The following is a 12,358-nucleotide window of genomic DNA, read 5'->3' as shown; positions in this document are numbered from 1 at the left end:
AAAATAAGATACTTCCTATCGGTCAGGCCTCGAATCTCATACCATCCGCAAACCGGAGGACCATGGACTGGCTCACGTTCATCAGTAAATTGGTTGACTCGCTCGCGTGGCCGGTTGCGGGCGTTCTTCTTGGCCTGATCTTCCGCAAGAAGATACTTGACCTAATCCCATCACTACGAAGGGTGAAGGCGGGCCCGTTGGAGGCAGAGTTCGAGGTCGCGACCAAGCAGGTGCTCGCAAGCACGGTTGATCTAGCGTCCAAGCAGCATAGCTTTGAAGTCTCTCAAATAGAATCCAGACCGCGCGTCGAGGAAACAGCAACGAAGCTGCTCATGGCACGATCTGAACCTACCGCAACGATCATCGAGGGTTGGTCAACGCTAGACGGAGAGTTGCATAGGCTCGGACGGCAAACTGGCATTGTGGTTGATCCACTTGAGAGCCAACTTAAGGTCTATCGCGAAATCATGGAGTCAGACGTACTTCCAGTTGGAACGAAGCAGTTGGTACAAAGCCTGCGAGAGTTACGAAATCAAGTCGCACACGCCAAGGTCATCCCCACTCCCGAGTCCGCACAGGACTATCTGGTGTCGGTCGAGCGTGTAGTCGAACTCATACGCAACTACCGGAAGAACTTGCCTGGTTACACAGCAGATGTTCGCTAAGCGCAGTGGCGCGCCACCAGCGAGTCTAATCCCATCATTCGAGGCGAGGCTCAACGCAGCTTCGCATAACCTCAAACGTTGGGCATCAAACCCATGAGTTCCCGAATCTGGCAATATAGAAACCAAACTCAATCGACTCCTCTTTTATTGGCAGTTTTTGGGAGCAGTGCTTGCCCCTGCTGCAAAGGCGGCCCGGCGCTATCAATAACAGACCGGAAAGATGAATCTGATGATCGGAAATATTCTCAATACATTAAAGTAATGCGTTGTGAATCGTGTGGCTGGTGGTTCGCATCTCACGATCAGTGGGATAGTTCATGTGGTTCATCACCTGATCGCGCAGTTCGAATTCTTTCCGCAACTGGGGCCGCCCTTCACACGTTTTCGCCGGGGCCAGATGAACACCAGCTAGCATTGCTTGAACGCGAAATTCAATCACATCTATTGGGCCAAGGTTCTTCAACCGCCTGGGGAGTTCTAGAAGATATCACAAAGGGCGTATTCCGAGAGTTTGGCTACAACGCGCGAGTAACTGCTAGGTCCAAGGATGGTGGTATTGATGTCATCGTCGATCATGACGAGCATGGAGATGTATACGCTCAGGTAAAACACACTAAGAACAAGGTTGGAGTGCGTGTTCTTAGAGAACTCATTGGAACAATGGCAATCAATGGCGCTACCAATTCTCTACTTGTCACTTCATCTAAGTTTACTCGCGGTGTGACTAAAGAACAATTTTTAGCGGCACACCGAGGCTTTGTAGTGGAACTCGTTGATGGTGGGCGCCTGCTTGCGTCGCTAAATCTCGCTTATCGTCTTAACCCCCCTACGGTTACTGAGATAATGGCTGTCGCCAAGCCAACAGTTGAACTAGTCAGGGATGAGGTCGACATTTGACCGTTGGACGCCCAACCCATCATCCCACCGGACCTGTGCGAAATGCCGCACAGTTCGGTGAGTTCAAACGTTAAACGGCAGCTTTTGCGCATGCGCAAAGATCGTTCATGGCCGATCTGCGACATCGTAGGCGAGCCCTGAACAGGCTTCACGCGACAGCATCATTAGGGGTGCCACACGATGCCTCGGCGCTGGGTATATCTCAAGACTCAAGACGGAATTGCTGGACGCATACCTCTCGGGCTCCTAGGCAAGACTTCATCTATCGGTCAGAAGCGAACTCTGACTTCGGCAGCATGTGTTGGACATCGATATTCAAAGTCGTCACGGTCCTTCGCATGCCGATCACCTCTGACACTAAATCCAGTCATTCAGGGGGCCAGCTCATAAAAGTCAGATACAGATGTTGGGTACGGAGCAGAATCAAAGCCCGACGCAGGTCGCACTCCCTATACACCATGAGTTCTTCTACGCCTCCCCCGCCGCCAACTGGCTACGCATGCTGGCTGGACTATGCTGTTGAATCATTCGACACACGTAGTACGGCACTGCACACAATGTACGATGACGGCGCGCCGATAGATCGCGGCGCTATGCGAGACGCCGCACGTGCCGAACTGCGAGCGCTTAGGCGCGCCGTTCAGGAGCGCCAATTGGCAAAGCCACCAGGAGATTGAGGCAACTCTCGCCAGCGTCTGATCAACACCGAAGCAATGAAACCCGGAGGTTTCAGTCATGGCACCTTCAGAGACTTTGCGCCCATGGGACTTAGGTGACTGGCGATCCGATCTTGATGGATTGGGCTTTGTAGCCGACCATGCTCGTAGTAGTCACCGCTCGCTATATGATTCAACCCAAAAAGCAGAGGAGCAAGCAAGGCATTGCGTCGGCTTGCTTTCAGACGAACCCCTTTGGTGGACAAGCAATGTTGCCAACACGGATCCTCCGCATTTTGTGCAGGAAAAAGCAACGTTGTTGCCGTTCGCGTCCGCAGGAACGCTTGCGCCTTCCAGTCACCGTAACCATGAACCCTCCTAGGAATGAGCTTGCGCGTGAAGTAGCGACCGCTTTTGGCCTATTCCTTAAGGCTAGCTTTGGATCTCCTTTAATTGTGGCCCTGCGCGGTATCGTAGTCCGGTCCACTCGGGGATCGCAGTTGAGCGGAAGCTGACACGCTTCTGAGACCGGCTTAGGGCGGCAGTGCCTGTTGGACAGATAGTCACTTGACGCTCGCCCGGCCTGAGCTCCACTGCCCCCGGCAGAGTTGCATTGCCTCCGTGAACAGTCAGGGAGCCAGCGACGTCACAGATGCCTGGATGACAGCAATGTGACCACGGCGTGCATTGCGGGCGCGACCGCCAACGGCCGCAGCCGCTGCTGCACAGTTGTCGTTGTCTTCAGCACCTAGATCCGCCGTTCATGGGACCTTAGCGACTGACAGTTAGGGCAGTCACAACAACTAACGAGCGCCAGTCGCAGTACTTTGGCGCCAGCTCCATTTAATGTGGCGACCTACAAATCCTGCGGGGGCAACGTTTGCATTACTTCTGAGAAAGTTTGCACGACATCTGAGAACCTACAACAAATCGGTGTAGGCAGCTCCATAAGGTGAGAAGCTACCCCTAGGGAAATCAAGGCTTGCCGGCGTATAGAGAACCCGTAAGTTGGGAAGAGGTGGCCCATATCCAGAGAAAAAATTCCTGGGTGCTCGAATGCCATAGTGACTTGCGGTGGGAGCGACCGACGAATCTGGCTTAGCGTCGCCTCGCGTCGTTTGGTCGAGTAGACCGAGTCAACTGGCATTGCTTGGGGGTGACAGGCCCCGAAGGCCCATCCGAAGGCCTCAGGAGCATCGCGGCGGGGTCTCTTCTGCAGCCGTTACGGAGAATTACTAGGCTTCTCGTAATTACGTAGGCATCCCGTAACTGGCCCGTTGGGATTCTTTCAGGGGAGATACCAAAAACGGGCCCCTTCGTGAGCACGAGCCGCCGCAGTTTCAAAGCTAGGCGGGGAATCGCACCTGTATGCGGCCTGCCAAGGAAGGGCAAATGCGCTTGGGCGCCAACAGACAGGCTCTTTGTTCAGAACGCCCGGCACGGACTTGTGTGCGTGGTTCGCATAGCTTCGGTAAGAGTTGCACCGCTGATTTTTCCATGACTCACCTCCAAAAGTCGACGACTTGGCGCCTGTGTGTCGTCGACGATGGCTGCTGCCACGGAGCAGCCCATTAAGTGAGCACTATAGAAATTATTCCGAAAAATATAATTATTGGGATTCACAATAACTTCTGTGACGGCCAAACGAGGAACATCCTCTCAGCCTCTTACGCGCCACTGTTCTTCGCGTGGATACGTTCGAGTAGAGGCTTGATGGCCTGCACGGTGCCAGGCGCACTGATACCCAGTCGCTCATCCGTGATAACAACGTTCGCCTTCATCTCTGAGTTCCACCCCTCATCGACATCGTCGAGCGCCATCCACGCGTAGGGGCATCGGCGAAGCACATCTTCGATGACTTGCTGGCCTCTGGGTTTGGCTACAAAGGTCGCGCGGTCCATGTGGCTATGAAAGGTGGCACCGATTACCCTCGCGCGCAGCCCTGGGGGCAACCTCTTGGCGCTGCCGTAGCAGCCGTAAGTTCGTACCCAAGCAGTGCTCAACACAATGCGCATTTGAGGATAGGGACTCAAGAGCTCCTCCAAGAGAGGAGCGTGCTCGAAAAGGCGGAACCCCGGGGGGCCGGCATATGCGCCACGACTCGGATGCCAAAGCACGTTTTCATGGTGAAGAACACCGTCGTAGTCCAGATAGAGAATGGTTTCGCCAAAGCCCCGAGGTAGCTTTGTGCGGGAGTTCGCTTGCGCGTGGGGCTTTGTTCGCCAAAGCCAGGACTCGACCGCAGTCTGGACTTTGACGTCTGATAGTCCGAGGTGAGGTTGGCACAGCACAAGATTCAGCTTGCTTGACGTGAACTCGCGTGCGTCATCGTCAAGAACAAGATGGCTCGTCAGGAGCGTTTTGTTTGCCAGGAGAACTGACTCAATCGCATGCTCTCGGCGCATACGTGGCGCGCTGCCGATGAGCGCTCCTCCCAATGGGCCCAACAGTTCTCGAAGCTCTTGGTCTGTGTATTCGTAACGCCACGAGGAATGCACGACCACCCGCACATCGTCGTAGTGCTCGAGCATCTTGACCAGAATGGGTAGCCAGCAGAAATGGCCTCCTTGTAGATTGGCGTTCTCGACGGGGTGAAGAACACCATCAAAGTCAATGAACATAAGGCGCATGTTTTCCTCGCGTGAAGATGAGCGGTTGACTGCTTCAGTCAGTGCGCATCGCGAACGAGGCCCGGTTGCAGCGCGGCCGTCGCAAGGTCGGCCAAGCGCACAAGCCCACCGCGCATGGCTCCGCTGGGCAGAGGTTTGCCACCAAAAACTTCTACCGAGCCGAGCCTCTCAAGCAGCTCGGATGGGCGCGCGCCTATTGAATGAGCGAGACTGCTCAAAGGCACATAGGTTTGGCTGAACTTGACCAGGTGCTCGGGCATCACAACGCGGCAAGGCTGACCACGAAGAACCGCTGGAACCGACTCCAGGAACCCCTCATGAAGCCAGTGGCTGATGGACTCCCACTTCCAGCCCGTCGTCTTCGCCAGTTCTTGAACCGTGAGACCCGCCTCCACAACCTTGGAAGAGAAGAACGTGTCGACATCGGCCTCCAGGAACTCCACCTCTCCAACCGTTGTTGCGCAATTGACAGGATGGACGTCGCCATTCGCAACTGCGCTCAGAAGTCGACCGAGAGCCTTGATGTCGCCAAGCCGTCGTGCGGCGACTTCATTCAGACGAACTCGTCGGGCAACTGCTAGTGCGTCTTGGACACCCATTTCATTCAAGCGGGTGAGAAGTCGCTCGATGGAGGCTACCTCGACAGGTGCGCCACGGCGAATATCTGAGCGAGCAGAGCTGTCACAGACGATGAGGCCCGCTTGAACTAGGCCCTTGAACACATGCTCCGGCACGTTCATTCGTTCGCGTGCAGCGCCCTCCCCAATCCAGCCCTTGCGAGCGAGGATGACGCGCTCTACTTCGGCAACGGGTATTTCTCGAGCTTCGCCTCTGTTCGCGTAGGGCCGTTTGATGCATTCGACTTCCCCAGCCTCGACGGCCTTTCTCAAGGTGGTCCAATGCACGCCGATACGAGCTGCGGCATCGGGAAGCATCAGATGCGAACGGCGACGGCCGGCTAACCCGGACACATGGTCCAGGGCCAACACGCCAGAAAAGTCATTTACCGCAACGTTGTGGACGAGCTCAAGGAACACGCCCAGCGGACCCTCCGAAGCCACTTCTTTGATGCGCAAGTACCATTTGCCCAGTCGAGTGTTCAGCGTGCGCCCGCCCTGGGGGGACAAGTCGATGCGCTCGCGGACGTGGTCTTCAAATCCACGAGGCCATTTAGTAAGGAGTTGCTCGAGCGGCCGCAAGAACTCGATGGCCTCCAGAACCGCCTTGGGTGCAGCCGAGTTCTCGCGGGTCACCGTGAACGAAGGGTCATAAAGCTGGCAAAAGGTGCGCACCAAAAGGGCGAACAACTCAACCGGAACGTTCTGCAAGTCAGGAAGTCCTGATATGCCGCTGACGCTTCCGGACGCGATGACCGAGGACACCCAAAGCTGAGTGTGCGTGGCCGGTATCGTCTGACCCTCGAGCAGGTTGTGACCGCACGCGCAGACCTCCAGGCGTTCGCGCTGGTCGGACAAGCGCGTTCCGCATGCGTCGCATCTGTCAACGAGCAGGGTTTTGTGTTTCGGACACGCGACCATGTACACGTGCTCCCAACTTTGCCGGAGATGGGTGGACTCTTTCAGGCAGTGCGGGCAAATGGCATCGAATCCGGTTCGACGCAGGCCACGCCAGCTCAACGTGAGCTCCTCGCGTGCACTTGCCATTTGGCATGCGGCGCTTTCGATGCCCAGCATCCTCGATACATGTTCAGGATGATTGAAGAGTCCGCTGCGCGCGCCAGAGACTTCGCTGAGCTTTGCCAGCTCCTTCCAGCCGAACATGCCGTTGGCGGCCGACAACCGCCGGTAGAACTGAAGTCCCCCCTCGTCCTTTAAAGGGGAAAACGTCGTGATGAGTTTCGTTTCGTGGAGGCTCACTTTTTCGCGCCTCCGCGAGTTTTGCGAGTGTCGGCTCGCGATTCCTCTAGCACGAAGATGTGGCTGGCGTTCATGTTGACATCCGCAATGGTTTCTGCGGAGAACGCGGGGAAGTCCTCGTTGCTCGCAGCTTCAATCCGCGAGGCTGCTGCTGCACAGTCCTCAAAGGAAATGTCGCGGTTCTCGCGGCTCTTGATATCGAATGCCAGGCGTGCCATGAACTTGGTCACAATGCCAATCAAGCCGCCGGACAAGAGATAGGTGTTGCGCACCAAGGCCTCATGGTCAAAGAGAAAGCGGCTGCCGGTCTCTTCAAACATCGTCACGTATGCGCGCGTGCAGGCGACGAACTGTCTCCGCTCAGCGATGTCTTCCCATGAGTAGGGGTTAAAGCGCATGACTGCCCCGGACCTGAGTCTCAGCTGCTCGTTACTTTTGAGCAGCGACTCCAAGCGTGGGACGCCGAGAAGCACTACGCTGATGTCCAGTGCGTCGAGCAACTGTTTGAACCAGTCCCCTGCCGCTCGAGGCGACATTCGGGTTCCGACATCGACGATTTGGCTGGCTTCGTCAAAAAGAATCACACGGGTGCCTGCCGTTTTCAACTGGCGAGCCATGCGTTCATACATCAACGCTGTACTGGCCATGGATGCAGGTACGGGGGCCTTCAATGCAACAAGCACGCTGCGCGGCAGAACGCGGGGAGAGGCCGGCGATGGCGTTCGAACTTTCAAGACGGGTACTTGTCGAATTCCGTCCTTAGCGCTCTCCGGGTAGTTCCGAACGAGGGCATCGGCGAGCATGGATTTGCCGACACGCGAGGGTCCCACGACCATGTCGCAGGAGGGAGGATTACCTTCCAAGGCGTCCTGAATGCGCATGTGCAGCTCATTCATGTGTTCTTCAAAATATGCGTGCGGAAGTTCACGCGACTGGATTGCCATGCGAAGGGCGGCGGCTTGACTCATATCAGTGCTCCTGTGTTGCGATTGCGTGGCGACAATTCGTCCACGTCATCCCATGTAGCCATGGAGTTGTTTAAGGCCGGCGTTTTAGGTTTAGAAGGCAACAGCGGCGTTTTAGATGCACGCGCAACAGCCTCCCTGTGCTTGGCCTTTTGGACGACTTCACGCTTCTCACGGCGACCAGGAGACTTCTTCGACTTGTTGGCAGCGCTAGACGAGCGCATGGACCGGTCATAAACCGACTCAGTAAACGAAGCACTTCTGGCGGACTCGGGGTTCGCAGCTTTGATTGCGGCGCGGTGCTCTTTTGCGTACTCAAACGAGTAGGCAGGCGAAAACTCGTTGGCCGCTTCGTTGGTCAGTTCAACCAGCTCGGTGCCGTCCACGACATACACGCGGCGGTAGTCTTCTGGGTCAAACAGAACATCCACAGGCTCTTGACCGAAGCGCTCGAGCAGGAACTCAAGGTTGTCGCCCTTGAAGTCGTAGGTATCGTGGGTGACGCCAGATTTTCTGCTCAGCTTGCGGCGTACTGCGTTGTACTTGGTGCGAATCCATGCGCCTTTGTTTGGTGGCAGAGGCAGTGCGTGCCCCAGCCGCTCAAAGATGTTCTCGTATCGTTGGCGAGGGGTGACACCGAGTTTGCTTTCCTCACACACCTCTTCATCCACGAATCGTTTAAGAACGGTGTCGGCCCACTTTTCGTAGTACCACCGTGCAATCCAGCGTTTCAGCTCCTCAAACGTCATGAGGTCATCGCCCAGGGCAACCGGGTCGCGTTGACCGTCCAGGCCATTCAGGCGGGTGCATCCTGGGAGCAGTTCGAGCGCTTCCTTCAGGGAACGATTGAGACGTTCGATGAAAGGCTTTTCCTGAGGGTTGCGCGCCTTGCAATAGTGGACGTCCACCCCCAACTGCGTGAGCCTTCGAATCCGGTCACCGCGCGTTTCAGCGCCGTTGTCCAAGACCAGTAGCGCCGGTGTCCCATAGAGGTCAAGAGCGTCATCAATATCAAGATACTTGAATGAAGGCCCTTTTGAGAAGAGGATGGATTCGATACATCGAAGGCCGTCGGACTCGTTGAGGGTCCCAATCTTCAGGTGCCAGCCCGTCACGATGCTGCTACCGCAATCAATGGCATGCGCAAGGTTGACGTCTGAGCACACACCATCTGGTGTCCTGATGACGAATGGCAGGTGCAATGTGTCCTGCTCGACGCGTTGCAGCAAACCGTCCACTTGGATGCGTCTGCTGGCGACCGAAGCCTTGGCGGCCCGGTCCTTAGCCAGATGGCGCTGGACCTCCGGCATGGAATGTAGTCGGGTGACGATGATTTTGCGGACGAACTTCTGGCTGAGCGATGCTTTCGCGGAGAGTAACTCGCGCTGAATGGCAGTGCGTCGGCATAGGTCTGTCAGCGCTTTGAGGTTCCACTTCGAATGTTGCTCGCAATAGTGCTCCTCGCCCAATGTACAAATGAGCTCAATGAGCGCTGGAGAGTAGCGTTCTGACCGATTGCCCCGGACATGGTTTGGCATGAGCAAGGGAGCATTGCACTTGTCGCGTTCGAGAAGTCGGTAGGCCGTTGCCATTGACGGGAAAATCCAGCCTGGATACTCATTGTCAAACCGCTGACGAACAATAGGGTACGCGGCGTAGGCGCTGACTCGATGGCGCTTGCAGTACTCGTTCAGTTCACGAACGATGCGGGTGGCCCGCTCAAGCGCTGTCAGGTAATGTTCTTGTGCGACGCCTCGCGACGTGTGACGCGCGCCTTGGTGCTTGCGCGTCGCAGCGTCACTGCGGTCGAAGAAGGTCGTCAGAGCGGGATTCCCTGCTCGTTGCACTTCCAGATTGCCGGCGGAGATTCGATGGCGGAGCTCTTCATGGGGAATCCATCGCTCCGTGTCGGCGTCGATTTCGAGCACCCGGATGCGTCCCATGGTCGGCGTGGAACTTGTGACAGCCATGGTCACGTTCTGTGTTCTCGGGTCGACGAGCTTGTCGCCCAGGCTCAATTGATTCATTGCGCAAGCCTCCTCACCATTTGCAGGTGGCTCAGGTCTCCGAATGCAGGAGCAGTCGGCGTTGCAAAGCAAAGTGGCTGCTCAACAACATCTGCCTCCAGGTGACCTGAGACAAGGAGTAGTGGTGCCATGCGAGCGTCGAGCGCAAGTCCGCTCAAGAACTCGCCCATGGTCTTTGCCCCAGCGGCATGCAGGTCGTGAATGCGTTTGGCGATTTCGGGCTCTGGCCAGATGTCTCGCCGCATGCTTGCCTGGTGTAGCAGCGGAAGGTTGGTGCGCAATGGATGACGCCAATTGCTGGGTGTGACCAGCTTCAGAAACTCCATGCCGTGGCTGAACAACACCTTGCGGGCAAGGCGCAACTTGCGTTGGTACTCCTCGTCTCCTGGGAAGCGGTCAAGCTTGACCTCCACCGCGACCTTTGTTCCAGAGACCCAGGTCGCCCCAAAATCTGGGGTGTAGAAGGCGGCCTTGCCTCCATGTCGCTTGGCGCGAGCGCGCAAGTCGCCCTTCTCTTCGTCATTGCGTGCGATGGCGCCCATCGTGAGCTCGATCGCAAATGGCTGCGGACTGTATGAGCCGACCTCGGGGTCGAGGTTGAAGAGGTGGGCGACCATGCGTTCGCTTTCGCTTTCAAGAGCGATGCCACCCTCAGCCTTCACCCCATAGGTGAGCAAGGTGGACTTGCCGTAGGCGTGCGATACGTTTCTCGAGCCTCGGTCGAAGTCCTTGAGGCCACCGCGCATTCCGTAGGTCGGCGCCCTCATGACGTCGTGCGCCGCTGTGAGGCGAAGTGAATTGCGCCCGTCAAACAAGTCCGAACAATAAAAGCAGACTTCATGGGTGGGTTCCTTAAGAAATGAACAGATAGATTCCTGCCCAGGTCTAGCGAACTGCCCCAGAAAACGGTGTTTTAGTCCGTTTTAGATGACCAAAATGAGAGCGGACAATGATGAGCAGGCGACAAAAATGACGCCGTATCAGAATCCCGAGATTTGAAGGATAAAAAGGCGTTCGCACCCAACGCCTTTGAACCTTGGATACGGCTGTCTTTCGACTTCGCTTAGCCAGAGGTGTGCACTTGCTATCTCGAAAACAGCCGATAAACAGGGTGCGTGACCGCCGCCGGCACCGTCCGTCGAATTTTCTCATTCCAACCTCCAGTCTGCACAAATTGCATCGGGAGGCGGAAGTTATTGCAATTCAAATCAATCGAGAATTTGTATTTTTGAATTTACGAAATAAACCGGATTGATTTTCTTAATTTTAGATGAAATAGCAGACGCCATTTTAGATGGCTATTTTTCTAAAATCTAAACTGGCTTATTTGTCGGATGAAAGCAGTCGGCAAACTTGTCAACTAGCTCTCGCCAATGGAGTTGATGCTCGGGAATACCGGTCGTGATGCAGAGAAGCTGAGCCGCCATCATGAAGATGCCATTTGAGTTGCAAAGGGTGTCGAAAACCAGCTTGGGCGGATAGCCGGTGACGAACTTCGACAAGGGGTGGATGCCGCCGTGGGTAAAACTGTTTAGGGCTTTCCACGTGACTTCTTTGTATTCCTGGAGCTGAGTCACGATGTGAGCTGGTGCTTCGGGAACTCCGTCTAGGCGCTTGAGCATCTCACTCAGCATGGGAAGGTCATCGCCCCTGCGTGCGGTCTCTATGGTGAGCGGCATCGACAGTTTCTCGACCTGTGTCTCGGAAGCCGCGTACATCAACCAGAAAGCCCGCACCAGGCTCTCGAACTGAGGCCTCAGCAGCGCCATGCCCGAGGCCTCCATATCGTTTTGCACCAGAACCAGTGCTGCCGTGGCATGTTCCATCGACAGAAGTGCCGATTGAAACGCGAGTTCGAAGTGCAGTTCGGGGTACGGCTCGAAGCACTCGGTGAGCTCCTGCACAGCTTCATGTAGAGCGAGGCTGCGGGCCAGCGTATGTTCCAACTTGTCAGGGGTGATGTGCTTCACGATTAGTCTTCGAATTCTGGAGGTGCATCTGGCCAATACCGGTGCACCTTGAGGCGATTCCCTCGAATGTCATCTCGCAAGGCGCTTGCGGCTCTCGTGAATACTTTGCCACTCTCGAAGCACTGAAGTGTCACTACTCTCTGGTCTGGGCTGATATCGTTGACTCCCAGCCATTCGCCGTCCCGACCGTGAAGTTCGTCGTCGACTTCTACAACACCCCATTTCATTGGAACCAGCGGCCGCTGGTGTCGGGAAGTTACCGTAGTGGTTGAGAACTCGCGGGCCAAACGGAACTGCCTGAGCTGCTCCTGCAAGTCTTTGGAGTCGTACGACGTCACTTTGCCGGTGTCATGGCAAATCTGGCTGATGAATGCTGTGGGCCGCGTTGCTTCGTTGTGCATGCCCATGCTTTCATGCATGGTGCAGCCCCATTGCGAATCGACGCTCTCCTCAAGGTACAGGGGCTCGCTTGCGCAAGTTTCCAAGAATTCCTTTGACATACTGGGTCCGTTTCCTAGGTTGATGGTTGGACCACATGTAGCGAAGGGGTCGTTTTAGACCGCAGGCTCTCGCCGAACTACTTTAGAAAATGTCTTAAATGGTTTTCTCTGCCGTGTTTGGGGCTAGACCGACAACATAGGCGAATGGCGTGGGTGCCGTCCACGATGAGA

The 12,358-nt window shown here is 55.9% G+C and carries 9 protein-coding genes; 2 read left to right on the top strand and 7 right to left on the bottom strand.

Annotated elements, in window-relative coordinates:
* Positions 1-62 precede the first annotated feature (62 nt).
* Both HPA01S_RS14200 and HPA01S_RS22755 read left to right on the top strand, forming a co-directional pair.
* The gene (locus HPA01S_RS14200) at positions 63-665 is read left to right on the top strand and encodes a hypothetical protein (RefSeq protein WP_066271186.1); all 603 of its coding nucleotides are present in this window, start codon (positions 63-65) and stop codon (positions 663-665) included.
* 93 nt (positions 666-758) lie between these two features.
* Entirely contained in the window at positions 759-1,562 is an 804-nt protein-coding gene (locus HPA01S_RS22755) for a restriction endonuclease (protein ID WP_084360693.1), read from the top strand.
* Positions 1,563-3,885: 2,323 nt separating this feature from the next.
* Here HPA01S_RS22755 and HPA01S_RS23365 read toward each other — a convergent pair.
* The 7 genes from HPA01S_RS23365 to HPA01S_RS14165 form a co-directional block, all read right to left on the bottom strand.
* Positions 3,886-4,839: an HAD domain-containing protein gene (locus HPA01S_RS23365; RefSeq protein WP_169801535.1), complete on the bottom strand. Its 954-nt coding sequence runs from the start codon at positions 4,837-4,839 to the stop codon at positions 3,886-3,888.
* Between the two features lie 47 nt (positions 4,840-4,886).
* Positions 4,887-6,725 carry a TniQ family protein gene (locus HPA01S_RS14190; RefSeq protein ID WP_066271184.1) on the bottom strand — a complete coding sequence of 613 codons (1,839 nt, stop codon included), beginning with the start codon at positions 6,723-6,725 and terminating at the stop codon, positions 4,887-4,889.
* On the bottom strand, positions 6,722-7,693 hold the full coding sequence (locus HPA01S_RS14185) for a TniB family NTP-binding protein (RefSeq protein WP_084360691.1): 972 nt from the start codon (positions 7,691-7,693) through the stop codon (positions 6,722-6,724). Before HPA01S_RS14185 ends, HPA01S_RS14190 begins: the two co-directional genes overlap by 4 nt.
* Positions 7,690-9,717 (bottom strand): TnsB C-terminal domain-containing protein, encoded by a 2,028-nt coding sequence (locus tag HPA01S_RS14180; RefSeq protein WP_066271178.1) that lies wholly within the window; start codon positions 9,715-9,717, stop codon positions 7,690-7,692. Before HPA01S_RS14180 ends, HPA01S_RS14185 begins: the two co-directional genes overlap by 4 nt.
* Positions 9,714-10,484: a hypothetical protein gene (locus tag HPA01S_RS14175; RefSeq protein ID WP_157085028.1), complete on the bottom strand. Its 771-nt coding sequence runs from the start codon at positions 10,482-10,484 to the stop codon at positions 9,714-9,716. Before HPA01S_RS14175 ends, HPA01S_RS14180 begins: the two co-directional genes overlap by 4 nt.
* Positions 10,485-11,030: 546 nt before the next feature.
* Positions 11,031-11,687 (bottom strand): DUF6988 family protein, encoded by a 657-nt coding sequence (locus HPA01S_RS14170; protein WP_066271173.1) that lies wholly within the window; start codon positions 11,685-11,687, stop codon positions 11,031-11,033.
* A 2-nt stretch (positions 11,688-11,689) separates the two neighbouring features.
* Positions 11,690-12,187 carry a hypothetical protein gene (locus tag HPA01S_RS14165; protein ID WP_066271170.1) on the bottom strand — a complete coding sequence of 166 codons (498 nt, stop codon included), beginning with the start codon at positions 12,185-12,187 and terminating at the stop codon, positions 11,690-11,692.
* Positions 12,188-12,358: the final 171 nt, after the last annotated feature.

The organism is Hydrogenophaga palleronii NBRC 102513 (genome assembly GCF_001571225.1).
Taxonomy (GTDB): domain Bacteria; phylum Pseudomonadota; class Gammaproteobacteria; order Burkholderiales; family Burkholderiaceae_C; genus Hydrogenophaga; species Hydrogenophaga palleronii.
This window is presented reverse-complemented; position numbering and strand designations above follow the sequence as displayed.

Excerpts from the sequence above, each read along its gene's own strand:
- HPA01S_RS14200 (WP_066271186.1), top strand. The coding sequence starts at position 63 with ATGGACTGGCTCACGTTCATCAGTAAATTGGTTGACTCGCTCGCGTGG.
- HPA01S_RS22755 (WP_084360693.1), top strand. The coding sequence starts at position 759 with ATGAGTTCCCGAATCTGGCAATATAGAAACCAAACTCAATCGACTCCT.
- HPA01S_RS23365 (WP_169801535.1), bottom strand. The coding sequence starts at position 4,839 with ATGTTCATTGACTTTGATGGTGTTCTTCACCCCGTCGAGAACGCCAAT.
- HPA01S_RS14185 (WP_084360691.1), bottom strand. The coding sequence starts at position 7,693 with ATGAGTCAAGCCGCCGCCCTTCGCATGGCAATCCAGTCGCGTGAACTT.
- HPA01S_RS14180 (WP_066271178.1), bottom strand. The coding sequence starts at position 9,717 with ATGAATCAATTGAGCCTGGGCGACAAGCTCGTCGACCCGAGAACACAG.
- HPA01S_RS14175 (WP_157085028.1), bottom strand. The coding sequence starts at position 10,484 with ATGAGGGCGCCGACCTACGGAATGCGCGGTGGCCTCAAGGACTTCGAC.
- HPA01S_RS14165 (WP_066271170.1), bottom strand. The coding sequence starts at position 12,187 with ATGTCAAAGGAATTCTTGGAAACTTGCGCAAGCGAGCCCCTGTACCTT.